Origin of the sequence: Cupriavidus sp. H18C2, from assembly GCF_049393795.1 — a bacterium.
Lineage (GTDB): Bacteria > Pseudomonadota > Gammaproteobacteria > Burkholderiales > Burkholderiaceae > Cupriavidus > Cupriavidus pauculus_C.
This window is the reverse complement of the sequence record NZ_CP186011.1, coordinates 1,550,169-1,574,027: the sequence shown is the minus strand read 5'-3', so window position 1 is coordinate 1,574,027 and position 23,859 is coordinate 1,550,169. Positions and strand designations below refer to the sequence as shown.

At 69.3% G+C, this 23,859-nt stretch carries 26 protein-coding genes; 13 read left to right on the top strand and 13 right to left on the bottom strand.

Annotated elements, in window-relative coordinates; all coding sequences use genetic code 11:
• Window positions 1-17 precede the first annotated feature (17 nt).
• The 5 genes from EPAKOI_RS23665 to EPAKOI_RS23645 all read right to left on the bottom strand — a co-directional run bounded on the left by EPAKOI_RS23665 (window position 18) and on the right by EPAKOI_RS23645 (window position 4,827).
• Window positions 18-1,022 (bottom strand): 2Fe-2S iron-sulfur cluster-binding protein, encoded by a 1,005-nt coding sequence (locus EPAKOI_RS23665; RefSeq protein ID WP_423193865.1) that lies wholly within the window; start codon window positions 1,020-1,022, stop codon window positions 18-20.
• A gap of 15 nt (window positions 1,023-1,037) precedes the next feature.
• Window positions 1,038-1,517 (bottom strand): GlcG/HbpS family heme-binding protein, encoded by a 480-nt coding sequence (locus EPAKOI_RS23660; protein ID WP_423193864.1) that lies wholly within the window; start codon window positions 1,515-1,517, stop codon window positions 1,038-1,040.
• A gap of 21 nt (window positions 1,518-1,538) precedes the next feature.
• On the bottom strand, window positions 1,539-2,987 hold the full coding sequence (locus tag EPAKOI_RS23655) for an aldehyde dehydrogenase family protein (RefSeq protein WP_423193863.1): 1,449 nt from the start codon (window positions 2,985-2,987) through the stop codon (window positions 1,539-1,541).
• Window positions 2,988-3,065: 78 nt separating this feature from the next.
• Window positions 3,066-3,785, bottom strand: a complete 720-nt coding sequence (locus EPAKOI_RS23650) for a TenA family transcriptional regulator (protein ID WP_124685910.1) — start codon at window positions 3,783-3,785, stop codon at window positions 3,066-3,068.
• Window positions 3,786-3,897: 112 nt separating this feature from the next.
• A complete protein-coding gene (locus tag EPAKOI_RS23645) occupies window positions 3,898-4,827 on the bottom strand; it encodes an ornithine cyclodeaminase family protein (RefSeq protein WP_423193862.1) in 930 nt (309 codons plus the stop codon).
• A 284-nt stretch (window positions 4,828-5,111) separates the two neighbouring features.
• Here EPAKOI_RS23645 and EPAKOI_RS23640 point away from each other — a divergent pair, with 284 nt between their 5' ends.
• The 4 genes from EPAKOI_RS23640 to EPAKOI_RS23625 all read left to right on the top strand — a co-directional run bounded on the left by EPAKOI_RS23640 (window position 5,112) and on the right by EPAKOI_RS23625 (window position 7,703).
• Window positions 5,112-6,650, top strand: a complete 1,539-nt coding sequence (locus EPAKOI_RS23640) for a hypothetical protein (protein ID WP_313838564.1) — start codon at window positions 5,112-5,114, stop codon at window positions 6,648-6,650.
• A 36-nt stretch (window positions 6,651-6,686) separates the two neighbouring features.
• The gene (locus EPAKOI_RS23635) at window positions 6,687-6,989 is read left to right on the top strand and encodes a 2Fe-2S iron-sulfur cluster-binding protein (RefSeq protein WP_124685913.1); all 303 of its coding nucleotides are present in this window, start codon (window positions 6,687-6,689) and stop codon (window positions 6,987-6,989) included.
• 1 nt (window position 6,990) lies between these two features.
• Window positions 6,991-7,317, top strand: coding sequence for a ferredoxin (locus tag EPAKOI_RS23630; protein WP_423193861.1), 327 nt, complete (start codon window positions 6,991-6,993; stop codon window positions 7,315-7,317).
• An 86-nt stretch (window positions 7,318-7,403) separates the two neighbouring features.
• The gene (locus EPAKOI_RS23625) at window positions 7,404-7,703 is read left to right on the top strand and encodes a 2Fe-2S iron-sulfur cluster-binding protein (RefSeq protein ID WP_124686734.1); all 300 of its coding nucleotides are present in this window, start codon (window positions 7,404-7,406) and stop codon (window positions 7,701-7,703) included.
• Between the two features lie 13 nt (window positions 7,704-7,716).
• On the opposite strand, the gene EPAKOI_RS23620 is transcribed toward EPAKOI_RS23625, so the two are convergent.
• On the bottom strand, window positions 7,717-8,538 hold the full coding sequence (locus EPAKOI_RS23620; RefSeq protein ID WP_423193860.1) for an IclR family transcriptional regulator: 822 nt from the start codon (window positions 8,536-8,538) through the stop codon (window positions 7,717-7,719).
• A 198-nt stretch (window positions 8,539-8,736) separates the two neighbouring features.
• On the opposite strand from EPAKOI_RS23620, the gene EPAKOI_RS23615 reads away from it, so the two are divergent.
• Window positions 8,737-9,666 carry a LysR family transcriptional regulator gene (locus tag EPAKOI_RS23615; RefSeq protein ID WP_124685916.1) on the top strand — a complete coding sequence of 310 codons (930 nt, stop codon included), beginning with the start codon at window positions 8,737-8,739 and terminating at the stop codon, window positions 9,664-9,666.
• Window positions 9,667-9,784: 118 nt separating this feature from the next.
• Here the strand turns inward: EPAKOI_RS23615 and EPAKOI_RS23610 are convergent, their stop codons facing one another.
• Window positions 9,785-10,060: a hypothetical protein gene (locus tag EPAKOI_RS23610; RefSeq protein WP_313838566.1), complete on the bottom strand. Its 276-nt coding sequence runs from the start codon at window positions 10,058-10,060 to the stop codon at window positions 9,785-9,787.
• A gap of 201 nt (window positions 10,061-10,261) precedes the next feature.
• Window positions 10,262-10,813, bottom strand: coding sequence for a YggT family protein (locus EPAKOI_RS23605; protein ID WP_124685918.1), 552 nt, complete (start codon window positions 10,811-10,813; stop codon window positions 10,262-10,264).
• Between the two features lie 192 nt (window positions 10,814-11,005).
• On the opposite strand from EPAKOI_RS23605, the gene EPAKOI_RS23600 reads away from it, so the two are divergent.
• The gene (locus tag EPAKOI_RS23600) at window positions 11,006-11,470 is read left to right on the top strand and encodes a MarR family winged helix-turn-helix transcriptional regulator (RefSeq protein ID WP_124685919.1); all 465 of its coding nucleotides are present in this window, start codon (window positions 11,006-11,008) and stop codon (window positions 11,468-11,470) included.
• 134 nt (window positions 11,471-11,604) lie between these two features.
• On the top strand, window positions 11,605-12,339 hold the full coding sequence (locus EPAKOI_RS23595) for a glycine zipper 2TM domain-containing protein (RefSeq protein ID WP_423193859.1): 735 nt from the start codon (window positions 11,605-11,607) through the stop codon (window positions 12,337-12,339).
• 7 nt (window positions 12,340-12,346) lie between these two features.
• Here the strand turns inward: EPAKOI_RS23595 and EPAKOI_RS23590 are convergent, their stop codons facing one another.
• The 3 genes from EPAKOI_RS23590 to EPAKOI_RS23580 all read right to left on the bottom strand — a co-directional run bounded on the left by EPAKOI_RS23590 (window position 12,347) and on the right by EPAKOI_RS23580 (window position 14,578).
• Entirely contained in the window at window positions 12,347-13,063 is a 717-nt protein-coding gene (locus EPAKOI_RS23590) for a dienelactone hydrolase family protein (protein WP_423193858.1), read from the bottom strand.
• Window positions 13,064-13,269: 206 nt separating this feature from the next.
• A complete protein-coding gene (locus EPAKOI_RS23585; RefSeq protein WP_124685922.1) occupies window positions 13,270-13,689 on the bottom strand; it encodes a hypothetical protein in 420 nt (139 codons plus the stop codon).
• Window positions 13,690-13,969: 280 nt separating this feature from the next.
• Window positions 13,970-14,578, bottom strand: coding sequence for a phospholipase D family protein (locus tag EPAKOI_RS23580; protein ID WP_216643993.1), 609 nt, complete (start codon window positions 14,576-14,578; stop codon window positions 13,970-13,972).
• A 210-nt stretch (window positions 14,579-14,788) separates the two neighbouring features.
• On the opposite strand from EPAKOI_RS23580, the gene EPAKOI_RS23575 reads away from it, so the two are divergent.
• The gene (locus tag EPAKOI_RS23575) at window positions 14,789-14,995 is read left to right on the top strand and encodes a dodecin (RefSeq protein ID WP_124685923.1); all 207 of its coding nucleotides are present in this window, start codon (window positions 14,789-14,791) and stop codon (window positions 14,993-14,995) included.
• Between the two features lie 39 nt (window positions 14,996-15,034).
• Here the strand turns inward: EPAKOI_RS23575 and EPAKOI_RS23570 are convergent, their stop codons facing one another.
• On the bottom strand, window positions 15,035-16,711 hold the full coding sequence (locus EPAKOI_RS23570; RefSeq protein ID WP_423193857.1) for a ShlB/FhaC/HecB family hemolysin secretion/activation protein: 1,677 nt from the start codon (window positions 16,709-16,711) through the stop codon (window positions 15,035-15,037).
• Between the two features lie 135 nt (window positions 16,712-16,846).
• Complete coding sequence (locus EPAKOI_RS23565) at window positions 16,847-18,274, bottom strand: collagen-like triple helix repeat-containing protein (RefSeq protein WP_423193856.1); 1,428 nt, start codon at window positions 18,272-18,274, stop codon at window positions 16,847-16,849.
• A gap of 626 nt (window positions 18,275-18,900) precedes the next feature.
• Here EPAKOI_RS23565 and EPAKOI_RS23560 point away from each other — a divergent pair.
• The 5 genes from EPAKOI_RS23560 (at window position 18,901) to EPAKOI_RS23540 (ending at window position 23,858) form a co-directional block, all read left to right on the top strand.
• Complete coding sequence (locus EPAKOI_RS23560) at window positions 18,901-20,067, top strand: collagen-like triple helix repeat-containing protein (protein ID WP_423193855.1); 1,167 nt, start codon at window positions 18,901-18,903, stop codon at window positions 20,065-20,067.
• A 439-nt stretch (window positions 20,068-20,506) separates the two neighbouring features.
• A complete protein-coding gene (locus EPAKOI_RS23555; RefSeq protein WP_124685927.1) occupies window positions 20,507-20,686 on the top strand; it encodes a Flp family type IVb pilin in 180 nt (59 codons plus the stop codon).
• Between the two features lie 327 nt (window positions 20,687-21,013).
• Entirely contained in the window at window positions 21,014-21,475 is a 462-nt protein-coding gene (locus EPAKOI_RS23550; RefSeq protein ID WP_124685928.1) for a TadE/TadG family type IV pilus assembly protein, read from the top strand.
• A 6-nt stretch (window positions 21,476-21,481) separates the two neighbouring features.
• On the top strand, window positions 21,482-22,438 hold the full coding sequence (gene cpaB, locus EPAKOI_RS23545) for a Flp pilus assembly protein CpaB (RefSeq protein ID WP_423193854.1): 957 nt from the start codon (window positions 21,482-21,484) through the stop codon (window positions 22,436-22,438).
• A 25-nt stretch (window positions 22,439-22,463) separates the two neighbouring features.
• Window positions 22,464-23,858 (top strand): type II and III secretion system protein family protein, encoded by a 1,395-nt coding sequence (locus EPAKOI_RS23540; RefSeq protein WP_124686736.1) that lies wholly within the window; start codon window positions 22,464-22,466, stop codon window positions 23,856-23,858.
• Window position 23,859: the final 1 nt, after the last annotated feature.

Below are 23,859 nucleotides of genomic sequence, written 5' to 3'. Positions count from 1 at the left end.
TGACGCCGCCGGGTTTGTCAGCCGCCCGCGTGCTGGAACGTGAAGCTGTCCGCGTAGATGAAAGGCGCCTCGGCACCAAGCGCCATGAACGTCTGCCGGGCGTCGCGGATCATGTGCGGCGACCCGCACAGGTAGATCGCGTGCTCGGACAGGTCGCCCAGGTCGGCCGCCACGGCGTCCTGCACGTAGCCGCGCCGCCCCTGCCAGTTGTCGCCGCCGCGCGACAGCACCGGCACGTACTGGAAGTCGTACAGCCGCTCGCCCCAGGTGGCGATCTCGTCGTGCAGATACAGGTCGGCGGCCGAGCGCGCGCCCCAGTAGAGCCAGACGGGCGGGCAATCGGGGTCGTCCATCAGCGATTCGAGCATGCTCTTGATCGGCGCCAGCCCGGTGCCGGTCGCCACCATCAGCAGCGGCCGGTAATCCTCCTTGCGCAGCGCAAAGCTGCCGTGCGGCAGTTCCACGTCGAGCCGGTCCCCGGCGCGCAGTTGCGGCAGGCGGCGCGACGTGAACCGCCCGCCGGCGATCTGCCGCACATGGAAGTCGACGCTGTTGCCGGCCGGTGCCGATGCCATGGAGAAACTGCGATGGCTGCCGTCCTCCAGCCAGACCTTCAGGTACTGGCCGGGCGCGTAGACGAACGGTTCGTCGTCGGGCAGGGCCAGCCGCAGGTGCTGGACGTCCGGACCCAGCGGCGCCACCGACATCACCGATGCCGACGTGCGGCGCGGCGGCGGCAGCGCGGCCCCGGCGCGCGCGGTGCTGATGACGAGGTCGCTCAGCGGGCGCGCCTGACAGGCCAGCGCGACGCCCTCGGCGTGTTCGGCCTCGGTCAGCGCCATCGGAAAATCCTCATAGGACACCGACCCTTCCACCACCTGCATGCGGCACGTGCCGCATCCGCCGAACGTGCATTCGTGGGCCAGCGCCACGCCGCTGCGCAGCGCGGCATCGAGCACCGACTCGCCGGCCGCCACCTGGAACACCTGTTGCGTTTCCGCAATCTCGACGCGATGGGCCATGACTGATTCCCCCGCCTACTTCTTGATGTCGGCCTGCGCCAGCACGGTCAGGTCGTCGGCGGCCAGCAGGTCGCGCAGCGCTTCCAGCGCGGCCACGCCGCACGCGGTGTCCTGCTCGCCGTTGCCGCCGGACAGCCCCACGCCGCCGATGACCTCGCCGTTCACCACGATCGGGTAGCCGCCCACGAACACCGCGAACTTGCCCTCGAAGCTCCACTGGATGCCGAACGCCTCGTTGCCGGGCAGTGCCGGGCCGTTCGGCGGCGTGTTGAACAGGTGCGTGGAGCGCTTGTGCCCGGCGGCCGTGAACGCCTTGTTCCAGGCAATCTGCGGCCCGGTGATGCGCGCGCCGTCCATGCGTTCGAGCAGCAGCGGGTAGCCGCCGTCATCGACGATGCAGACTGATTCCAGCACGCCGATTTCATCGGCCTTCCGGATCGCGGCGGCCACCATGTGGCGCGCCTCCCTGAGTTCGAGCTTGATCGATTTTTTCATCGTAGTTTCCTTGGATTCGGGTCAGACGCCCTGGTAGACGGTCTTGATCTGCGTATAGAACTCCAGCCCGGCGCGGCCCGATTCGCGGAACGTCGATGTGCTGGAGCGCTTGAGCCCGCCGAACGGGGCGTTGACGAGGTTGCCCGTGGTGGTGCGGTTGATCTTGACCGTGCCCGATTCGATGTCGCGCGCAAAGTCGTGCAGGTAGCGCGGGTTGCGCGTGGCGATGGCGGCGGACAGCCCGTAGTCGGTGTCGTTGGCCTTGGCGATGGCATCGGCGTAGCTGTCCACCTCGATGATCGCCAGCACCGGGCCGAAGATTTCCTCGCGGGCAATCCGCATCGACTGCGTGACGTCGGTGAACACGGCCGGCGCCACGTAGTAGCCGTGCGCGAAGTCGCCGTCGGTCAGCGCGTCGCCGCCGCACAGCAGCGTGGCTTCCTGCCGCCCGGCGGCGATGTAGCCCAGCACGGTCTCGCGCTGCTTGCGCGTGGCCAGCGGGCCCAGGTCCATGCCCGGCGTCATGCCGCTGCCGATCTTCAGCGCCTTGACCCTGGCCACCAGCTTGTCGGTGAACGCCTGCCGGACCTCGGGCATCACCAGGATGCGGCTGGTGCCGGTGCACGCCTGGCCCGACAGCGACAGCCCGCCCTTGATGGCCAGGTCCACGGCGTGGTCCAGGTCGGCGTCCTCCATCACGATCAGCGGATTCTTGCCGCCCAGCTCCATCTGCGTGCGCGTGGTCATCGGCACGGCCTTGTGGATCTGCTCGCCGGCCGCCGTGGACCCCGTGAACGACACGGCGCGCACCGCGCGCGATGCCACCAGCGTCGGGCCCACCTCGGCCGCGCTGCCGGTCACGAAGTTGAGCACGCCTTTCGGAATGCCGGCCTTGACGAACGCCTCGGCCAGCCGGTAGCCGGACAGCGGCGCGTCCGACGACGGCTTGAACACCACGGTGTTGCCCGTGATCAGCGCCGGCGCGATCTTGCGCGCGGGAATCGACACCGGGAAGTTCCACGGCGAGATCACGGTCACCACGCCCAGCGGCTCGCGCAGCGTGTAGACCAGCATGTCCGGATCGTCGTTAGGAAAACTCTCACCGCCGAAGGTCTGGCCTTCCACGGCGTAGAAGCGCAGGGTCTGGGCCGACCGCATGACTTCGTCGCGTGCCAGGTTCAGCGCCTTGCCTTCCTCGCGCGTCAGTTCGGCGGCGATGCTGTCGGCGTTGGCTTCCAGGTGCGCGGCGGCGTCGTTCAGGACCCTGGCGCGCTTGCCGATCGGGGTCTTCTTCCATCCGTCGAACGCGGCGGCGGCGGCGGCCACCGCGGCGGCGGCATCGCGGGCGTCCGACGCGGCGTGGCGGCTGACGATCTCGCGCGTGTCGGCGGGGTTGACGTTGTCGAGCGTGCGGCCGGTGGCGCTGTCGCACCATTCGCCGTCGATGTAGTTGCGGTACGTCTCGGTCATCTTGCGGGGGCCTGGTTGGAGGATTCGGGACGGCCCCGGACGCGCCGGGCGGCCAGGGTCACGCGGGGCGGTGCGGCCTCAGGCGGCCGCGGCCTCGGGCTTGGCGTCGACGTAGTCGTAGTACAGCGCCGTGGTGTAGAGCAGCCGCATCTGGGCGCCGATCTCGCAGATCTTCAGGCAACGCTGCTGCAGTTCGGGCGTGTTGGCGTGCTCCAGCACGATCTGGTAGCCGCGCTCGCCGTGGATTTCGTCGGACACGATGTGCAGGTCGAAGAATTCGACTTCCTCGTCGGTGAAGCCGTACTTCTCGCGCAGCGTCGGGGTTTGCTTGCGGTAGATCGACGGCACCTGCGACTCCAGCCCCACCACCAGGCCGGCCACGGCCACCACGGGGTCCTCGCGCATCGCCACGGCGTAGCACCAGCTTTGCAGCCCGCGCGTGGTCGGCGACATGTTGTCGGGGTTCACCACGCGCTCGCGTGAGGTGCCGCAGGCTTCGGCAAAGCGGATCAGCAGGTCCGTGTGGCGGTCGCCGCCGATTTCCTCCTCGTACATGTTGGCCAGCAGGAAGTCCTTGGCCTCGGTCATGTGGTCGGGCGTGCGGGCGTAGATATAGGCCAGGTAGTCGGCGAACGGCCCGACGTAGTGGTAGTGGTTCTCGGCCCAGCGGGCCAGGTGCTCGCGGCTCAGCGTGCCGCCGGCCCACGCCTTGCTGAAGGGCGCCTGGTTCGCGCTCTTGCCTTTGATGGCGTTTTCCAGCGCGGCACGGAAGTCTTCTCGGTTCATCAGTTCGGCCATTGGGGGCTCCTGTTTTCGTAGCGTTCGGGGTAAAAGGGGTTTGTATACTTTCTACAACGGCGCCCGGGCGATAAAAAAACCGCGCAGGGCGGTGACTGCAATCGTCGGCGGGTCAGGCGGCGACGGCCTGGGCGGCGGCGATCCGTTGCCAGGCCACGCCGGCCAGGGCCACGTCTTCCAGCCCGACGCCCACCGACTTGTAGATCACGATGTCGTCGGCATGGCGGCGCGCGGGTTCGGTATCGAGCAGCACATCGGCCAGTTCCACGATCTTGTTGTCGGGCAGTGCGGCCTTGTCGGCCAGCACAAGGTCGCCGGCTTCGCGCAGCGATTGCTGGCGCCACTCGACCACCACGGCGGCAGCGCGCGCCAGCAGCGTGTCGTCCAGCTCGCGCGTGTGCGGCAGGCTGGATCCGATGGCGGCCACGAACGCGCCGGGCTTGACGACGTTGCCGGGGAATAGCGGCGTGGTCGAGCGCGACGCCGTCACGATGATGTCCGCCGTCTTCGCGGCGGCCTCGGCCGGCGCGAAGGCCACCGGGATGCCGCACTGGCTGGCCAGGCGGTCGGCCGCGTCGGGCGCCGCGTACGGGTCGCAGACCAGCACCTGCCGCAGCGGCAGCGCGGCCGATAGCTGCAGCGCATGCTGCACGCCCTGCGTGCCGGCGCCGAACAGCGCCAGCGTCGACGCGCCGGGCGTGGCCAGCTTGCGGGCCGCCAGCACCGTGCAGGCCGCCGTGCGCAGCCGCGTGATCGCGCCGGCATCGAACGAGGCCAGCGGGCGGCCGTCAACCGTCGAAAACAGCAGGATGACAAACGAGAACTGGCCGGCGATGGTGGTGTAGACCTTGGCGCCCGCCACCTGCTGGGACGGGATGACCGCGCCGAGCGTCGACAGCTTCACGCCGCCCGCCTCGGTGCGGATGCGTTCCTGCATGGCCGCGTCGCCCCGGCCGAAGCTGCGGAAAGCGTCGAGCATGGCGGCCTGGGCGTCGGCGGCGGTGACGTGGCGATCGATCATCGCGTCGGTGACATGGAGCATGGGAACGGGCCTGTAAGTCATTTCGGTATACAGTCTACACACAGTTTACGAAAAAGCCAGAGGGTTTTCCAGCAGCCGCCAGCCCCGACCGGAACGGTGCGCACCGCCCGCAATCCGTGCAGTGTGGCCTGTTCCGGGGAATCTGCCGCACCGCGGCGGTGATTTCCCTAGGTCCGGCAGTTTTCGCTTGTGATCGTGATCGAGCGGGATATAGTATACAAAAAAGCGATTCGACAACGATTCATATACCGCCCCCACAAGGGCCTCCAGGAAAGGGGAGCCTCATGCAACAAACTGTTGAGATTGGCCTGGCACATTGGGTGTACCTGCTGGGCGTGGCAGTGATCGTGCTGACGATGATCCTGCGGGCCAATGTCGTGGTGCCGTCGATCCTGGGCACCTTCCTCGTGATCCTGGCCATCACGGGCAGCCCGATCAGCGCGCTGGGCGGCATCTTCTCGGCCAGCCTCGTGGCGGCCAAGGAACTGTTCAACATCTTCCTGGTGATCGCGTTCATGACGGCGCTGCTCAACGCGCTGAAGACGCTGCGATCCGATATCCGCATGGTCGAGCCGTTCCGGCTGGTGATGAAGAACGGCCATAGCGCCTATTTCATCCTGGCCGGCATCACCTACGTGATCTCGCTGTTCTTCTGGCCCACGCCGGCCGTGCCGCTGGTGTCGGCCATCCTGCTGCCGGCCGCCATCGCCGCCGGGCTGCCGCCGCTGGCTGGCGCCATGGCCATCGCGATTGCCGGGCAGGGCATGGCGCTGTCGTCGGACTACGTGATCGGCGTGGCGCCGGGCATCAGCGCCAAGGCGGCCGGCGCGGCGGTCAGCGCGGCCGTGGTGGCGGACCGCGCGCTGATCCTGTCGATCATCACCGGTGCCATCGCGCTGTCGCTGGCCTACCTGTCCATGCGCCGCCATATCGTGCCGGCCAGCGGCGCGCTGCTGGACCGCTGGCAGGCCCGCGCCACGGGCCCCGACGCCGCCGTGGAAGCCATCGGCACGTTCGACAAGGCCGAGATCGCGCGCGGCACGTCGCACGACGAGCCGCTGGCCACCGACGCCAACATCGAGCAGAGCCTGGCGATGGTGGCGCGCCGCCGCGTGAAGTGGTCAAAGTTCTTTGCCGTGCTGACGCCGCTGGCGTTCATCTGCGTGGTGACGCTGATGGTGCTGCCGAAGATCGCCTCCGGCATGCCCGACCTCAAGGGCGGCGCCGCCGCCGCGCTGGTGGGTGGCGTGGCCGCGCTGCTGATGATGCTGGCCACGCTGGCCGCCGAAGGGCCGCGCCGCATGCTCGACGTCTGCCCGGACCACATCACCGACGGCTTCGTGTTCGCGTTCAAGGCCATGGGCTCGGTGCTGCCGATTGCCGGCTTCTTCTTCGTGGGCGCCGGAGAAACCGCCGCGCAGATCCTGGGCGTGGATGCCGGCCGCGCGCCGAGCCTGCTGTTCGAACTGATCCAGGCGTACCAGCACATGATCCCGGACAACCACGTGCTGGTGGCATTCGGCGTGCTGCTGGTGGGCATGATCACCGGCATCGACGGCTCGGGGTTTGCCGGGCTGCCGCTGACCGGCACGCTGGCCGGGGCGCTGGGCCCGGTGGTCGGGTTCGATTCCGCCACGCTGGCCGCCGTGGGCCAGATGGGCGCGGTCTGGACGGGCGGCGGCACGCTGATCGCGTGGTCGTCGCTGATCGCCGTGGCCGGGTTTGCCCGCGTACCCGTGCTCGACGCCGTGCGCGCGCTGCTGCTGCCCGTGCTGGCCGGGCTGTTTGTCTCCACGATCTGCGCCATGCTGCTGTGGCATTGACGCGCCGGTCGTTTCCGCGGATTTAAAGAGATTGCTATGCCGAAAGTCGTCTTCCACAAGAACGGACAGGTGTTCACCGACGAGGTGAAGCCCGACACCAACCTGGTCGTGCGTGCCGGGATCAAGCAGTTCCCGTATCCGAACCTGCGCTACGAATGCGGCATGGGCAAGTGCTCGAAGTGCGCGTGCCGGGTGCTGGCCGGCGCCGAGCACCTGCCGCCGCCGAACTGGAAGGAAAAGAAGCAGCTTGGCGAGCGGCTGGACCAGGGATTCCGGCTGGCGTGCCAGATCTGGCTCACGCACGACATCGAGCTGGAACAGGAAGCGCTGGCGGCCTGACATGTTCGTGATCCTGACCAGCAAGCCGGGCCAGTTCCGCACCGAGCCCGTGCCCGGCGTGGAGCCGCGCGAGACCTGGGAATACCTGTTCTACGGCCGGCCCAAGGCCGTGTTCGTGATTGCCGAGCTGACGGCGCCGCGCGACGCCATCGTCAAGGTGCGCGTGATCGACGAATCCGGCCCGGCGGGCCCTGACGACCCTGCGCCCGTGGTCAACCACGTGCCAACCCGGTTCCTGGAGCGTTTCGACACGCTCGCCGCCGCCCACGACGCGCTGCACAAGCTGGCGCGCTTCGGCAGCATGGACCTCTCGATAAGGAAAATATGATGCGGGCCGACTCCGACGCTGCCATCGCCCCGACCACCCCGAACACCCCGGATGCGGCCGATGTCGCGCCACCGGCGCCGGCGCGCATGGTCGCCATCACGTTCGTGACCAACCAGGGCAAGACCGTGAACGCGCCCGAGAACAGCAACCTGCTGCGCGTGTCGCTGCGCGAGCAGGGCGGCATTCCGTTCAAGTGTGGCGGCGGCATCTGCGGCACGTGCAAGTGCCGGATCGAGCAGGGGCTGGAACATACGGACGCGGTCAAGCCCAAGGAGCGCAAGCACCTGACCGACGACGACCTGCGCGCCGGCTATCGCATGGCGTGCCAGACCTTCGTCAAGGGGGATGTGGCGGTGTCCTGGGAACCCCGCACCGGGCCCCGCTAGCGCGCCGGACCGCTCAGGTCCGCAGGCTCACCATCGCCGAGATCTTGCCGGCCGCCTCCAGCAGCGGTGGCAGGAAGCGGTCGACCATCTCCTGCGCGCTGGTGCGGTTGGCCTGCCCGCTGATGTTCAGCGCGGCAATCACCTGCCCGGTGCGGCTGCGGATCGGCGCCGCCAGCGACACCAGCCCTTCCTCCAGTTCCTGGTCGTTCTGGGCCCAGCCCCGGCTGCGGATGTCGGCGACCATCCGCTTCAACTGGTCGATGTCGGTAACCGTGCGGCGCGTGCGCGGCTGCAGGTCTGACGCCTGGAGTACGCGGTCCAGCTCGGCGTCGTCCAGGCCGGACAGCAGCACGCGGCCCATCGACGAGCAATAGGCCGGCAGCCGGCTGCCGATCGACAGGTTGATCGTCATGATCTTGCGCGCCGGCACGCGCAGCACGTAGACGATCTCGGTGCCGTCCAGCACGGAGATCGAGCAGCTTTCGTGCACCGACTGCGACAGCGCCTCCATGACCGGCTCGGCCAGGTTCCAGAACGGCATCGACGTCAGGTACGCGAACCCCAGGTCCAGGATCTTCGGCGTCAGGCGGAACAGCCGGCCATCGTTCTGCACATAGCCCAGCCCCACCAGCGTCAGCAGGATGCGCCGCGCGCCGGCCCGGGTCAGGCCGCTGGCCTGCGCAATCTCGGTCAGCGTCTGGGCCGGATGGGCGGCGTCGAAGGCGCGGATCACCGACAGGCCGCGCGCGAACGATTGCACGTAGCTGTCGCTCGGCTTTTCCGTCGTACCGGCAGCGGGCGCGCGGGTCGTAGCGGGATCGGCAGGATGCGCCATGGGTCTGGAAAGGGTGGCAGAGGCTTGGAAGGCCGAAAGGGTAGAGGAAATGTGCCTGCTTTGCCAGTCCGGGGCAACCTTGGCCGGCACAATCGGCTCTGCCGCATAATGTGCGGTCGATGCGTGGCGGCACGCGGCGGCGACAGGGCCCCGACAGGCGGCCGCCGACAACGGTGTCTGACAAGGGGAATGGGTCCGGTGAGCGAGACAATCCAGTGGAATGACTGGGAGGCGTTCTGCTGTGTGGTGGAACAGGGGACATTCACGGCGGCGGCGGCCGCGCTGGACTGTCCGAAGTCACGGGTATCGGCGGCGGTGATCCGGCTGGAAACGGCCATCGGCGCCAAGCTGCTGGAGCGCACCACGCGCCGCATGCGGCTGACCGATGCGGGCGGCGCGGTCTATCGCGACGTGGCGCCGCTGTTTGCGCGGCTGCGCGAGATCCGCCAGGAAACGCTGGCGCGCGAGGAACGCGTGCAGGGCATGCTGCGCATCGCCACGCCTTACGAATTCGGCGCCCAGCAGCTTGGCGGCGTGATCTGCCGGACGCTGGCCGCGCATCCGGCGCTGGACATCACCGTGGAAATCGCCCAGGGGCTCGTCGATCCGATCCGCGAGGGCTTTGACATCGCGTTCGTGACCGTCGATACCGAACTGCCGGATTCGGGCACCATCGCGCGCCGCATCTGGAACGTCGAGCGGGGCCTGGTGGCCGCGCCGAGCCTGGCCGCCAGCCTGCCGGCGCAGATGCAGCCCGAGGACCTGTCCAACATGCCGACGCTGGCCACGCCGGGCGTCTCCGTCTGGGAATTCTCGCGTCACGGGCAGCGCATCGCCGTGCCCATCCGGCCGCGCATGCAGACCTACAACGCCGAACTGCGGATGCAGGCCGCGCTGGCCGGGCTGGGCATCGCCCGCGTGCCGATGACGGCGGCCGAGACCGAGATCGCGCAGGGCCGGCTCGTGCGCGTCATGCCCGACTATCCGCTGCCACCGCTGCGCGTGTTCGCGCTGCTGCCGGACCGCCGGCTCCAGCCGCGCAAGGTGCGGGCGTTCATGGAAGCCATCGAATCGATGATGGGGGCGGACCTGGGAGATCTGGGCGACGCGGGACATCCGGCGGGATAGGTGCCGGGGGCGCTGCGGGTATGGCGGGGGAACTGGATGAGGGGCCCGGCAAGGACAGGGGGAGCACCCTGCCGGCAAGCCTCGCCGGGGGAAGTGGCGAGGCCGGGGGAGCGGGCGATCAGGCGCCTTCGGTAAAGGCGTCGCGCTGTTCGGTCACGCCACGGGCGCCTTCCGAGTACACGTCGCGCTTGTCGGTCACGCTGCGCGAACCTTCGGTGTACACGTCACGCTTTTCAGTCACGCCGCGCGCGCCGTCCAGGTACGGGTCGATCTTGCGGCCGATGCTGCCATCCAGGCGGGCAAGGTCAGAAATGGGCTGCGAAGCCTGGGCGGCGGTGGCGCCGACCGACAGGCCGAGGGCGCAGAGCAGGGAGAGGGCGAGGGTCTTCTTCATGGTTGTGCTGTTCCGACTTATGGCAAAGATCGCGGGTCGTGGCCCGCGGTGGCTGTAATGTAGGCGTCGGCCACAGCATGAAAAAGGTCGATTTCTCGACACACTGTCCAGTAGCGTGAACAGTACGGGAAAACCCTAGGACGGGATTTCCGGCAACCCCGGCGATCGTTTGCCCGCCGGGGTTGTAGGGTTAGCGGTCGCTTACACCACGCCCCGGCTCACGCCGGCGATCAGCATCAGCAAAATTTGCGCGACGACGAACAGCACCAGCGGTGAGAGGTCGAAGCCACCCAGGCGCGGCATCACGCGCTGGATCGGACGCAGCAGCGGCGCGGTCAGGTGCCAGATCGGGCCGGCCAGCGGCGACTGCGGGTTGAGCCACGACAGCACGGCCATCAGCAGCGTCACCCACATTACCATCGTGATGCCCCACTTCAGCATCGTCAGCAGCGCCAGCGCCAGGATGGCGGGCAGGAAGGCGATGGGGTCGGCGTCCAGCAGCAGCGCGCGGCAGACCAGGAAGGCCACGGCCGTCAGGTAGGCGGCCAGCACCGTGGCCCAGTCCACGCCGCCGATGCCGGGGATGATGCGGCGCAGCGGGCGCACGATCCAGTCGGTCACCTGGAACACGCCCTGCGACACCGGGTTGCGCGACGGCAGCCGGGTGAGCTGCATCCACAGCCGCAGCAGCAGGGCCATGCCGAACAGCGTGAAGACGGTATCCAGCAGGAACAGGAAGATTTCCATGAACATCGGGCGGCTTTCCCTTTGAAGACGTTAGGGGGGGCGACAAGGTGTCGACGACCGCACAGATTCTGCCATACCGCGCCGGCCGGGCTCCGTGGAAAATAGGGCCCGTATGCGCGCCAGCACACCGGATGGCCGTACGGCGACGCCATATAATGGGCGCCTTGTCCGATCCACCCGCGCCCACGAACAGCCCCTATGGCCCGCCAGCCTGCTTCCGCGAAGTCTTCCCCCGACACCGCACTGACCAAACAGGACTTCGAGGCGCTGTCCGATTTCCGCTACCAGTTGCGCCGCTTCCTGCGGTTTTCAGAGGAAGCTGCGCAGGCCGAGGGCGTGACGGTGCAGCAGTACGTGCTGATGCTCCATATCCGCGGCAGCCGGGACAAGAACTGGGCGTCCGTGGGCGAACTGGCCGAGCGGCTGCAGGCCAAGCAGCATGGCGTGGTGGCGCTGGTCAACCGCTGCGAGGCCGCGGGGCTGGTGGCGCGTCGCGTGCATCCCGACGACCGGCGCGTGGTGCAGATCCACCTGCTGGCCAAGGGCGAGCGATGCCTGAACCGGCTGGCCGCGCTGCACCGGGCCGAGCTGCAGTCCCTGCGCAACACGTTCCGCGTGGCCCGGATCACGGCCTTCAACGACGACGAGGCCGAGCGCGGCTGAGGCCGCCAGCGGGGCCGCCGGCCGGGGCGTTACAGCCGGTTACCCATCACAATCTCCGGTGACACCTGCCGCCATGGCGCGGCACTAGACTCCCGCGCATCACAGATACGCGCAACGTCGCAGGAGTCCCCACCATGTCCATCTCGATCCGCCCGGCCGTCCGCACGCTCGCCCTGGCCGTCCTGGCTGCCGGTACGCTGGCCGGTTGCGCCGCGCCCTACGGCGCGGGCTACGGCGATGGCTATGGCACGGGCTACCAGACCGGCTACCAGACCGCCGGCTACCAGGGCGCCTACGGCAACCCGGCCTACAACGGCGGCTACAACAACGGCTACAACACCGGTTACGGTACGTCCGGCACGCAGATCAGCGGCGCGCCGGGCTATCCGCAGTCGTCGCCGTACCCCGCCACGTCGTCCTATCCGCAACAGCCCGGCTACGACCAGTACGGCTATCCGCAACCGGCGCAGGGCGGCAGCTACGGCGCCTATGACGGCGCCAGCACCAACGGCGGCTACAGCGACCCGTACGCGGTGCGCTACGGCTGGGTGGAATCGATCGAACAGGTGGGCGGGCAGCCGGCCAACGCCAGCGGCGTCGGCGCGGTGCTGGGCGGCGTGGCCGGGGGCTTGCTGGGCCACCAGATCGGCGGCGGCCGGGGCAATACGGTGGCTACCATCGGCGGTGCCGTGGCCGGCGCGCTGGCCGGCAATGAGGTGGAAAAACGCACCAGCACCGCCCCGGCGGCGTTCCGCGTGCGGGTGCGCACGCAGGACAACGGCTACCTCACGCTGACGCAGGGCAGCCCGTACAACATGCGCATCGGCGACCGCGTCCGCATCCAGAACGGCGTGGCGATGCCGTACTGACCGGCGCTCAGGCCAGCGCGTTGACCAGGAACGTCAGCGCGCGGCCATGCGCCAGCGCGGCCGCGCGCTGGTTGTAGGATTCGCGCGCCCAGCAGTTGAAGCCGTGGTCGGCCTGGTCGTAGATCAGCACCTCGGTGCCGCGCTTGCCGGCCACGGCCTGGCGCACCTGCTCCACGTCGTCGGGCTTGATATGGGCGTCCAGCGCGCCGTAGTGGAACTGCACGGGCACGTTGAGCGCGGCCGCCTCGTGCAACTGGTTCTGGATGCCGCCGCCGTAATAGGGCACGGCGGCGTCCACCAGGCCGCGCGCCGCGGCCAGGTACGACACCAGGCCGCCAAAGCAGTAGCCCACGGCCGCCACCTTGCCGCCTTCGCCAATCTCGGCGCGCAGCGCCTGCACGGTGGCCGCGACGTCGCCCACCGTATCCTCCAGGTTCACGGCCTTGCGCAGTTCCATCGCGCGCTCCCAGTCCTTGCCGCTGTAGCCCAGCTCCACGCGCGGGCCGGTGCGCCAGAACACGTCCGGCGACAGCACCACGTAGCCGTCGGCCGCGTACTGGTCGGCCACCGAGCGGATGTGCTCGTTGACGCCAAAGATCTCCTGGATCAGCACGATGCCCGGGTTGCCGGGCTTCTTGCCGCCGGGCGGCAGGCTCAGGTAGGCGTCGAAGCTGCCGGCGTCGGTGTCGATGCGGATCCAGCGGCTGTTGGGGATCGTGGTCATGGTCGGGCACTCCAGGAGGTTGGTCGAGACGGGCGGCGCGCCCGGCAGCCGCCAAGTGTGCCACCGCCATGGCGATCGTGCAGGCCCCTGGCCGAACACCGCCCGACAAAAAAATATGCCGGCACCCGCGGGAGGGGTAGCCGGCATGGCGGCCGCCAGCGAACTGGCGGCTCAGGACTGCTTGACTCGCTCTTCAGCCTCGCGCGCTACCAGCGAAGCTGTACATTCTTCTCGCCCGGGCTCAGCGTCGTCTGCTTTGACTTGCCCTCGAACGTCGCCACCACCTGGTACGACGCACGCGGCCCCTTGATCAGGCAACGCGGGCCGGTGGCCTTGAATTCCGCCACCTGCTGGCCGTCGCGCATCAGCTTGACGTTGACATCCGAGAGGTACTCGCCCCGGGTGCCCTGGGTGAACAGCAGGCCCATGTCGTAGTTGCGGGCCTCGCTGTTCATCTGCGCCTGCTCGTCGGCGGCCACGCCGCCACAGACGTAGGTGAACGGGCCGGCCGTGTCGGTCCGCATGTCGGCGTGGGCGGCCATCGAGATGCCCAACGCCGCGGCGGCGGCACCCACGGCGCACCATTGGCGCGCCATGCGGCCCATCGAAGTGTTTCGTGCTTGCATCGCTTCCTCCTGCCGGAATGGGCGGGATGCGCGCGCATGGCGCTGACCACGGGGCAGGGAACTGTCAGAGACGCAGGCCTGGACATGCAGCCTGCCGCGGCATCCTCGCTCGGTACCTGAAGTACACACCACGGCACAGGAGGCGTCTGTCGGCGTTTGACTGATCTTCCTGCGGGAAGCGTCCGGGGGATGCGCGGAACAGCGGGCGGTTATGCCCGCATTCGTGCCGTTGACGGCAAAAGAGAGGCGCGGGACACCCGGCCGCCGCGCCCCGGCACGCTCAGTACGCCGACGACTTGTCGAAGCGCGTGCGCCAGTTGTCGGTATAGGCGCGCACCACGGCGCTGTCGCCACGGATCAGCATGCCGTTCTCCGCGTTACGTTCCTGGGCCGACTTGGTGAAATTGAACGACCCCGTGAACACGGCCTGGTCGTCGAACACCATCACCTTGTTGTGGGCGATGGCCGGCTTGGTATCGACCACCACCTGGATGCCCGCGTTCTTGAGGAAGGTGGCGCTCGTGTAGCGCTCAGACGCCTGGCTCTTGTCCACGATCACGCGCACGTCCACGCCGCGCTGGTGGGCCTCGGCCACGGCCTTGGCAATCGGGGTGCTGGTGAACGAGTACGCCTGGATCAGCAGCCTCTTGCGCGTGCGGTGGATGGCGTCGACGATCATGTCCTGGCAGCTCGGGCCGTCCGGCACGAAGCACAGCGTGTAGGTGCTGCCGCTGGCGAACGGCGTGGACTGGGCGCGCGGCGTGGTCAGCGCATCGACGGCACGGTCCAGCATGGATGTGGTGCGGGCCTGGGCGGCGCCCACGACGGCCAGCAGTCCGGCAATGCCGGCAACGGCCAGCCGGCGGCAGGGAAGCAAGGAAAGAAACATCAGGTTACAGGGGAGTGACGGGAAATCGAGGGCCCGCAGCGTAACAGGCGCCGCGCCGATCCCGCAACCGGAAACGCGCGGCAGCTTGATCGGGAACCTGCGGCCCGTCTTGGGACTCGACAGGGCTGGTGCTTATGATGAAGGCACGCACCGCCGCGGCACCCGCGCTGCATCGCCGCATCTCCCCACGCCAGACCCCAGGAGGCCCGCATGACCGATCACACCTACAAGCTCGTGGAAATCGTTGGATCCTCGCCCGATGGCAGCGACCAGGCCATCCGCAACGCGCTGGCCAAGGCCGCCGAGACCATCAAGCACATCGACTGGTTCGAAGTCGTCGAGACGCGCGGCCATGTGCAGGACGGCAAGGTCGGCCATTTCCAGGTCACGCTCAAGATCGGCTTCCGCGTGAACTGACCGGGCCGCGCCCGCCTGCCGCCCCGGCCGCGCGCCGCTTCAGTCGAACTGGTACGACCAGAGCAGGTTGATGCGCGGCGAGCGGTGGCTGGCGTTGGTCGGCCTGTCGCCCACGGGCTGGGCCACCGACACGTCCATCGTGTAGTAGCGCCGGTCCGAGAAGCGCAGGCCGATAGCCAGCGACTGCAGCGTCCGGTGCGACAGCGACACGCTGTTCGAGTACACGCGCGCCATGTCCGCCACCAGAAACGGCTGCAGCGTCTTCAGGTACGTGAAATCCACCGTGAACAGCCGGTTCAGCTCGGCCGATGCGCCCCAGCCCTTGTCGCCCGCCACCTCGCCAGCCGGGTAGCCCAGCCCGAAGAACCGGCCGCCAAAGCTGATCTGCTCGCTCGACGCCAGCCGGTTGGCGCTGTACTGGCCCGCCGCAGACAGCGCCATGCCGAAGCCGAACGGCAGGTCGCTGGCCTGCGACAGCAGCAGCCGCGTGCGGAAGAAGCTCAGGTCGTTGAGGTTGTTCTGCCGGCTCGCGCCCAGTCCGTCGATGCCCTTGTAGAAGCCCAGCGTGGCATTGCGCGTCACGCCCGTGCCGCGCTGCAGGTACGACGCCTCGGCCGTCGCCACGCGCACGCTCGTGGCCAGTTCCACCTGCCGGCCGGCGCCGGGCTGCACGGCCTGCGTGTAGCGCTCGAACTGGTTGTTGGCGTAGAAGCCGCCGGTCAGCGTCAGCGCGTGACGGTTGTTCAGGATCACCGGATAGCTCAGCGTGCCGCCCAGCCGCTTGGAATCGTTGACGTAGCGCGACTCGAACCCGATCGGCGCCAGCGCGTTGTTCTCGGGCACGCCGCGGTAGTGCGACGCCGTGAGCCGGGCCAGCATCCCCTCGGTGCCCAGCGGCTGCGCGTAGGTGGCCGAGTAGTACTCCTCGTTGTCGCGGCCCTTTGGGAACAGCGTCGAGAACGACAGCTGCTCGCCCAGCGGCGTCAGGCTGTTGGTGGTGGCCGTGGCGATGGCCCGCACGCCCGGCGACATCCATTCCACGCCGGTGCCGAACGTGAACGGCTTGCGCTTGACCTCCAGCACCATGTCGCACGCGCCGTCGGTGGTGGTCGGCGGCTGCACGGTGGCGTTGACCTGCATGCCGGGCTGCTGGGCCAGCACGTTCACGTAGTGCTCGAAGCTTTCCTGCCGCAGCGGGCGGTCCTTCTTCAACTGCTCGGCGATCTTGCGTAGCCGCCCCTCGGCCGGGCCGGGCTTGCCCTTGACCGTGATGTTGGCCACGTAGCCCTCCACCACGGTGATCAGCACGTTGCCGTTCTCGAACGCCTGCGCCGGCACGAACGCGAACGACAGCGGGTAGCCCGCGTCCCTGTACATCTGCGTGACGGATTCCGCGGCCTGCAGCAGCTCGGCCACCGTGATCTCGCGGTTGGCCAGCGGGGTGAATTTTGCCGCGATCTGGTCGAACGGCAGCGTCCGGGCGCCTTCGATCTGGAAATGCCGCGGTGTCAGCCGCGACGCCAGCAGGTTCTGCAGCGCCGAATCGGGCCGCTCCACCTGCACGGTCACGTTGCTCTGGGCGGGTTTGCTGGGTGCGATGCTGGGCAGCGTCTGCGTGGGATCGCCCTGCACCGGGCCGCGCTCCGCATGGGACAGCCCGCTATGGAAGAGGCCGACGCCGACCAGCAGCGCGGCAACGCTCTCGCGTGTACGCATGGTGTTACCCCTCGATGGAAACCTGCTTTGCGGCTATGTGGTGGCGTGCCACGGGCGGGAGAGGTGCCGCTCCCCTGCCGCCCCTGCGTGGCCGCAACGCTTGCTTGATGCGGGGCGCGCGGGCGCCCCTTGCCGCTATCGCTTGCCGCCGAGCGCGCCGGTCAGGCCGCCGACGAGTCCGCCCACCAGCCCCGTGACCGGGGCCAGCGGGCTGGCGGGCTTGGTGCCGCCCGTCGTCGGCGTGGTGCCGCCGCTAGTGGCCGGGGCGTTGCCGCCAGTCAGGCCGGCCACCAGCCCGGTGACCGGTGCGAGCGGGCTGGCGGTGCTGCCGCCCGCGCCGCCCGTGGCCCCCGACAGCGCACCGGTGGCGCCGTTGGCAATGCCGCTGACCAGGCCGGTCACCGGCGCCAGCGGGCTTGCCGTGCTGCCGCCCGTGGCGCTGGTCAGGCCGCTGGTGACTGTATTGACCAGGCCCGTGACCGGGGCGAGCGGGCTGGCCGCGCCGCCGGTGGCACTGGTCAGGCCGCCGGTCAGTCCGGCCACGAGGCCGGTCACCGGCGCCAGCGGGCTGCCGGTGCTGCCCGCCGGGCCATTCACGACGCCGCCCACCGCGGCCACCGTGTTGCCGGTGCCCGTGACGATGCCGCCCACGCCCGACACCACCGGCGTGTTGGTGCTGGTCAGTTGCGAGCCGGCCGTCGCCAGCGCGCCGCCCACGGTGGCAAGCAGGTTGTTGACCGGCTGGCCCAGGCCCGTGGCTGCGCCCAGCGATTGCGTGCTGCTGGTCAGCGTCGACGTCAGCGGCACGATGGCCTTGCTGACGCTCGACGTGAGCTGTTCGACCGGACCCGTCGAGAGCGCGGTGCCCAGTTGCCCGCCAAGGTTGTTCACCGCGCCGCCCACCTGCGAGACCACGCCGCCCAGCGGCGTCGTGACCGCGCCCAGCGGCGCCAGCGGGCCGCTGCCCAGGCCCGTGACCGCGCTGCCGGCGCTGGTCACGGCGTTACCAAGCTGGCTGACCACGCCGCCCGTGCTGGCCACCGTGCTTCCCACCGGGTTCGTGGCATTGGGCATGCTGCCCAGGCCGGATTGCACGCCGGTGCCCAGCGCGCCCACCGCGCCACCGATCGACGTCACCACGCCGGCCAGCCCGTCCTTGGTCTGCACGGAGACGACCGGCACGTTGGCGTCCTTGATGGCCTCGCCCACGCCGGTGACGGTATCGGCCACGCCGCCGATGATGCCGCCCGCGTTGTTGACGATGGCGCCGGTCGGCGTCAGCGCGGGCGTGGTGCCGCTGTTGTTGCCGTCGTTCGGGTTGCCGCCGTTGGGCTGCCCACCGTTGGGCTGCCCACCGTTGGGCTGGCCGCCGTTGCTGGCGGTGTCGGTGCCGCCGCCCGTGGTGGCGGTGCTGTTCGACCCGCCGGCGCCGCTGCTCCCACCCGCGCCGCTGGTGCCCATCGACGTCGAACCGCTGCCGCTGGCGCAGCCGCCCAGTGCCAGCAGGGACCCCAGCAATGCCGTGACGAAGCATTGCTTCGCCGAAAGTTGTGCCTTGCGCATGACCATTTCCTTTTTCAGATTTTCCCGACCAGGTTCACGGACACGCTGTGGATCGTCTCTGTTGCGATGCCTGTGGCGTGCCGCGTCTGTCATGGCTTGCGCAAGCGGTGTGCCAGTGGTTGGGCCATGTCGGCGCCAGACCCCGCGCAAGCAGGGGATGCCGCGCGCAAACGCGCGTGCCGCAAGGGTTTGCGGCCGATCGGTCAAACGCGCGCATGAAGCGGCCGGGTGCGGCGGGCCGCGTGTTTCGCGTTACGTGTTACGTAACGCACGGTGACGCGGAGGGAACGGCGCGGGGTGCGATGCCGCGCGCGCGGGCGGGGCGGCCGGTGTCCGGTGTAACGGGCGGTGCGGGAACACGTTACGTAGCACGTAACACCGTGCGGCCATCGCGCCAACGCTTGCTGCCGGGGCCCGCCGCGTGCCCGAAAGCCTTGCCCGGCAACGGTCTCCGGCCGGGGCACAGGCACGCGGCGCGCCTGTATCGAACACGCGATTGAGCCTGGCATACCGCTTGCGCTTCCGGTCCGCAGCCACGACGCATCACCCAGCCGCCGAACGGGTCGCGGCGATATGCGCGGGAAGACAGCGGGCCACGCCCAGCACATCGAAAAGGAGATCAGGACATGCAAGCAACCAAGCCGACGCGCCCCTTGAACATGATGGCCATCGCCTGCGCGGCGATGGTGGCCCTGCTGGCCGGCTGCGCCTCGGGCGGGTCCAGTGGCGGCAGCCCCAGCCCCGCCACGCCGGGCACCCCGACCAATCCCGGCACCGACAACCCGCAGCCCACCGCGGCAACCACGCCCACGGGCAAGGTGGTGGAAGGCGCGGGCAACACCGTGGTGGCCACCGGCAATGCGGTGAGCCAGATCGGCCAGCAGATCAAGGACACGAACCTGCCGCTGGTGCCGACCAATGCGAAGAACGCCACCGGCGACGTGGTGATCGAGGCGGGCCAGACCGTGGCCACGCTGGGCACCGGCGTGCGCGACGGCCTGGGCCAGATCGGCGCGGTGGACAACCCCGTGGGCGTGACCGTGGCCAACACCGGCAACGTCGTCACGCAGGCGGGCGCCACGGTGGTCAGCGCGGGCGATCTCGTCAAGGCCGTCGGCACGGACCAGCTCTCGCCGCTGTCGGCCGTGACCAATCCTGCCGGCGGACTCGTGCAGACCGTGGGACAGGGCGTGATGACGTTGGGCGGCAAGCTGGGCGAGACGCTGTCCACGGGCCCCGTGGCGCAGCTCACCGGCAGCACCAGCAAGGTCATCGTGCCACTGACCACGCAGCTCACCAACGCCACGCAGACCGTGGGCGGCGCCACCGGGCTCGGCGTGCCCGTCGACAACCTGCTGACCAAGCTCGGCAATACCGTCGCCACGGCGGGCAGCATGATCGCCAACACCAACACGCCGATCGTCTCGCCGCTGGGCGGCGTGGTGAACCAGACCGGCCAGACCGTTGCGGTGGCCGGCGTGCTGCTGAACCACAACGGCGCCACGGGCGGCAATCCGCTCGGTGGACTGCTCAACAACCTGCCGCTGGGCGGCACGGGCGGCGGCACGGGCGGCAGCAGCCCGCTGGCACCGGTCACCGGCCTGCTGGGATCGGTGGGTGGCGCGGCGGGCGGCAGCACCGGCGGCAGCAATCCGCTGGCGCCGGTCACAGGCCTGCTGACCACGGTCACGAGCGGCCTGACCGGTGCCACGAGCGGCGCCGCATCGGGCGGGACCACCGCCAGTCCGCTCGCCCCCGTTACTGGCCTGCTGGGCGGGCTGACGCGCCACTGAGCTGCAAACCTTTATCGCGGACGACTCGGGATTTTCCCTGTCATCCGCGCCGGCTACTTTACGGTGCGCTGTCGTCCTTACCCCGCGCGGCGCATCCTTTTATTTCGTGCCGTGCGTCCGCCTGCAGCAATACGTGCAGGCTGCCGCACGGCACACCGCCTTTATTGCGCGCTCTTTAACAATTCGGCTCAGGGTCATCCCGAAGTCGGAAGGCGGGCCGACATTGTTTCAAACGTCTGTCCGCCTTTAAGCTGAAACAGCCATAGCTCGAACGGGGGGTATGGTTGAGACATGCGTTGTCTTATAAATGTTTGCACCAGCGGTTTCACACATAAAAAACGCCACGCCGGGCTTGCGCCCGGCACAGATGGCAGAGGAACAGGGGTCAGGTCGTACCGCTGGATATCCGTGCAGGGTAGACACTTTCGGGAGTGAGATCATGCAAAAGAAACTGGCGCGCCATGGCAAGACCCAACGGGGAGCCACTGCCATCGAATATGGCCTGATCGTGGGCCTCATCTCCATCGCCATCGCAGCCGGAGTCGGCTTGATGGGCACCAACCTCGGCGCCGGGTTCAATACCCTGGCCGGCCGCATCGCGGGCTGGTTCGCCCCCTGAGCGCCCGCGGATTCGCGCACACACACCATTTTTTGACCCATCCGGCTCCGGCCGGACGCACCTGAAGCAACCGGTTCAACGTGCTGGCAGTCATGCCAGCCGTGGCGGGCGCTCGCGCGCCTGTCTGAAGCAGTGGCGGAAGTGGTAGCGGTAGGCACTGGCCGCAGGCACTGACGGACGGCCAGGCAAGAACGGTAAGAGTGGTTCCAAGTCGCGCATCAACGCAGTACGCCCACCGGGCACGCCGCTAGCCGGGCGCCGCGCAGCAATGCCGGCGCCTGGAGCGCGGTGTCGTGTGTCGCCAATGCAAGACGAATCGGGTGAAGCATGGCTTTACGGGGGAACGCGAACCAGCGGCGCGCGCGTGGCGTGGCCGCGGTGGAGTTTGCGCTGGTGTTTCCGCTGCTGTTGGCAGTGGTGCTGGGCATCGTCTACTACGGCGTGGTGCTGGCACTGCAGCAGGTACTGACGCTCGCCGCCCAGGAGGGTGCGCGGGCTGCCTTGCGTTATCCGCTCGCCGTCAACGGCGGCACGCTGGCCGATACGCTCGACCTGCGCGTGAGCGCCGCCAACCTGGCCGCACGCAACACGCTGCCGGAGGCCATCGCCGCGCAGATCGGTGACGGCGCCGTGGCCCAGCCCGTGGCCTGTACCGCCCCGGCCGGCACGCAATGCGTGCAGGTCACGCTGAACCTTCCCACCCGCGCGCTCCTGCCGGTCATCCCGCTGGTCCCCGTGCCCGGCACGCTGACCGGCGCCGCCGTCGTGCAGCTTTCTCCCGATCTCTGAGGCCACATGAGCAGCAAACAGATAAGGATCCTTGCCATCGTGCTGCTGGTACTGGCCGCGCTGCTGGCGGTCATGGCGTGGCAGGTGGCGCGCACGCAGTCGGTCGCCATTCCGCATGCCAAGGCCAGGCCGGCCCACGCCGTGGTGGTCACCACGCGCGCCGTGGAAGCGGGCAAGCCGCTGACGGCCGACGCGCTGGCGGTCATGGAGCTGCCGATCGACCCGGCCGGCGCCTACCAGGACGCCGCGCGCGTGGTGGGGCAGGTGCCGGTGGTCAACCTGGGCGCCAACGTGCCCGTGCTCGAAGGCCAGTTGCTGTCCGGGCTGGCGCGGCAGATTCCCGATGGCGAACGCGCGCTGGCCGTGGCCGTGGACGAGGTGATCGGCGTGGGCCACCAGGTGCAGCCCGGCGATTTCGTCGACGTGTTCGTGACGCTGCGCCGCGACAGCCAGGAGATTGGCGAAAGCCAGAGCCGCCTGCTGCTGTCTCACCTGCGCGTGCTGGCCTACGGCAGCGGCAGCGTCAGCGATACCCGCAAGGTGCAGGCCGAGCAGATGATGGCGCGCCGCGAGGGCGCCAAGACGGCGGTGCTGTCGGTGCCGGTGGACCAGGTGGGCAAGCTGGCGATGGCGCAGCAGGCCGGCCGGCTGGTGCTGGCGCTGCGCAACCCGGCCGATCCGTCGATCCCCAGCGACGGCATGTATGCCGAACCGCCGGCCGTGCTGCCGGCGCGCGCCGGCGTGCCGGCCGAGGCCCAGCGGTCGCCGGTGGACCGCGCCGCCGCCGGCATCAGCCTGGTCGGACTGGCCGGCCCGAATGCCGCGCCGACCCCGCGCACCACGGCGCAGCCTCCCCGCCCGCTGCCGGCACCGGTGCCGGCGGCCCCGGCCACGCGGCGCGAGCCCCAGGACAACCCCGTCGGCGTGGAAGTGATCCGCGCCGGCAAGCGAGCGATCGAATAACGGACAACAGGGCATGCCCAAACCCATGACAGCCCGAGGCAATACCGGCCGGATCGGCCGGCGCGTGGTCACCATCGCCCTGCTGGCGATGACGTCGATACCGATGACGGCGCCGCACCCGGTGGCGGCCCAGGAGAACACGGCGGCGGTTCCGTCGCCAGGCGCCGCGCGCACGTTGCGCCTGATGGCCGGCGCGCAGCAGGAGATCCGCCCCGGCCAGCCGCTGGAGCGCGTGGCCGTGGGCAACCCGGCCGTGGCTGATGCACTGCTGCTCAAGGCGCGCAGCGGCCCGCCGACCGTGCTGGTGGTGGCCAGGAAGCCCGGCGTGACCGACGTGATGCTTTGGACCCGCAACGCGGCGCCGGTCACGTACACGGTGCAGGTGGATGCCGTGTCGCCCGATGCCGGCGGCGCCAGCGTGGACCTGTCGGCGGTGGGCGCCGCCATTCGTGGCGAATCGCCCGACGCCGCGGCCGCCGCCCGCACGCAGCAGGCCGCGCGCGCCGCGGTGGCCGGGCCGGACGGCAAGGGCGGCGTGGTGGTCGACCGCTCGGTGGTGCCCGTATCGAACACGGTGCAGGTGGACGTGAAGGTCGTGGAGATCAGCAAGACCATCCTGAAGGAGGTGGGCTTCAACTTCATCAAGAGCAGCGGCGGCTTCACGTTCGGCCAGTTCAGCCCCACGTCGCTGACCAAGACCACGATCGGCCCGCAGCCAAGCTTCGAGGGCACGTTGCCGATCGGCAGCGCGTTCAACCTGGTGGCCGCGTGGGCCAAGGAGGGCATCTTCGCCAACCTGAGCCTGCTGGAGGCCAACGGGCTGGTGCGCGTGCTGGCGGAGCCGAGCCTGGTGGCGCTGTCCGGCCAGAGCGCGAGCTTTCTGGCGGGCGGCGAGATCCCGATCCCGGTGCCACAGGCGCTGGGCACGACGACCATCCAGTTCAAGCCATTCGGCATCGGGCTGACGGTGTCGCCCACGGTGGTGTCGAAGGAGCGCATCGCGCTGAAGGTGGCGCCCGAGGCCAGCGACCTCGACCCGTCGCGCGGCATCAGCATCAACGGCGCGTCGGTGCCCGCCATCGTCACGCGGCGCGCGGACACCACGGTGGAGCTGGGCGACGGCGAGAGCTTCGTGATCGGCGGGCTGGTCAGCCGCAACACGGTCAGCAACGTGAGCAAGGTGCCGTTCCTGGGCGATTTGCCGATCCTGGGCAGCTTCTTCAAGAACCTCAATTTCCACCAGGAGGACCGCGAGCTGATGATCGTGGTCACGCCACACCTGGTCAAGCCGCTGGCCCGCGATTCGCAGGTGGCGGCGAACGTGGCCAAGGACGGCCGCACGACCGCCAGCCCCAACGTCTGGGGCCGCTTCGTGCTGGGCGAATACGCAGACCCGACGCTGCCCGGCTTTTCGCGGTAGC

Coding starts and splice junctions, on each gene's coding strand:
- EPAKOI_RS23665 (WP_423193865.1), bottom strand. CDS start 1,022: ATGGCCCATCGCGTCGAGATTGCGGAAACGCAACAGGTGTTCCAGGTG.
- EPAKOI_RS23660 (WP_423193864.1), bottom strand. CDS start 1,517: ATGAAAAAATCGATCAAGCTCGAACTCAGGGAGGCGCGCCACATGGTG.
- EPAKOI_RS23655 (WP_423193863.1), bottom strand. CDS start 2,987: ATGACCGAGACGTACCGCAACTACATCGACGGCGAATGGTGCGACAGC.
- EPAKOI_RS23650 (WP_124685910.1), bottom strand. CDS start 3,785: ATGGCCGAACTGATGAACCGAGAAGACTTCCGTGCCGCGCTGGAAAAC.
- EPAKOI_RS23645 (WP_423193862.1), bottom strand. CDS start 4,827: ATGCTCCATGTCACCGACGCGATGATCGATCGCCACGTCACCGCCGCC.
- EPAKOI_RS23640 (WP_313838564.1), top strand. CDS start 5,112: ATGCAACAAACTGTTGAGATTGGCCTGGCACATTGGGTGTACCTGCTG.
- EPAKOI_RS23635 (WP_124685913.1), top strand. CDS start 6,687: ATGCCGAAAGTCGTCTTCCACAAGAACGGACAGGTGTTCACCGACGAG.
- EPAKOI_RS23630 (WP_423193861.1), top strand. CDS start 6,991: ATGTTCGTGATCCTGACCAGCAAGCCGGGCCAGTTCCGCACCGAGCCC.
- EPAKOI_RS23625 (WP_124686734.1), top strand. CDS start 7,404: ATGGTCGCCATCACGTTCGTGACCAACCAGGGCAAGACCGTGAACGCG.
- EPAKOI_RS23620 (WP_423193860.1), bottom strand. CDS start 8,538: ATGGCGCATCCTGCCGATCCCGCTACGACCCGCGCGCCCGCTGCCGGT.
- EPAKOI_RS23610 (WP_313838566.1), bottom strand. CDS start 10,060: ATGAAGAAGACCCTCGCCCTCTCCCTGCTCTGCGCCCTCGGCCTGTCG.
- EPAKOI_RS23605 (WP_124685918.1), bottom strand. CDS start 10,813: ATGTTCATGGAAATCTTCCTGTTCCTGCTGGATACCGTCTTCACGCTG.
- EPAKOI_RS23600 (WP_124685919.1), top strand. CDS start 11,006: ATGGCCCGCCAGCCTGCTTCCGCGAAGTCTTCCCCCGACACCGCACTG.
- EPAKOI_RS23595 (WP_423193859.1), top strand. CDS start 11,605: ATGTCCATCTCGATCCGCCCGGCCGTCCGCACGCTCGCCCTGGCCGTC.
- EPAKOI_RS23590 (WP_423193858.1), bottom strand. CDS start 13,063: ATGACCACGATCCCCAACAGCCGCTGGATCCGCATCGACACCGACGCC.
- EPAKOI_RS23585 (WP_124685922.1), bottom strand. CDS start 13,689: ATGCAAGCACGAAACACTTCGATGGGCCGCATGGCGCGCCAATGGTGC.
- EPAKOI_RS23580 (WP_216643993.1), bottom strand. CDS start 14,578: ATGTTTCTTTCCTTGCTTCCCTGCCGCCGGCTGGCCGTTGCCGGCATT.
- EPAKOI_RS23575 (WP_124685923.1), top strand. CDS start 14,789: ATGACCGATCACACCTACAAGCTCGTGGAAATCGTTGGATCCTCGCCC.
- EPAKOI_RS23570 (WP_423193857.1), bottom strand. CDS start 16,711: ATGCGTACACGCGAGAGCGTTGCCGCGCTGCTGGTCGGCGTCGGCCTC.
- EPAKOI_RS23565 (WP_423193856.1), bottom strand. CDS start 18,274: ATGCGCAAGGCACAACTTTCGGCGAAGCAATGCTTCGTCACGGCATTG.
- EPAKOI_RS23560 (WP_423193855.1), top strand. CDS start 18,901: ATGCAAGCAACCAAGCCGACGCGCCCCTTGAACATGATGGCCATCGCC.
- EPAKOI_RS23555 (WP_124685927.1), top strand. CDS start 20,507: ATGCAAAAGAAACTGGCGCGCCATGGCAAGACCCAACGGGGAGCCACT.
- EPAKOI_RS23550 (WP_124685928.1), top strand. CDS start 21,014: ATGGCTTTACGGGGGAACGCGAACCAGCGGCGCGCGCGTGGCGTGGCC.
- cpaB (WP_423193854.1), top strand. CDS start 21,482: ATGAGCAGCAAACAGATAAGGATCCTTGCCATCGTGCTGCTGGTACTG.
- EPAKOI_RS23540 (WP_124686736.1), top strand. CDS start 22,464: ATGACAGCCCGAGGCAATACCGGCCGGATCGGCCGGCGCGTGGTCACC.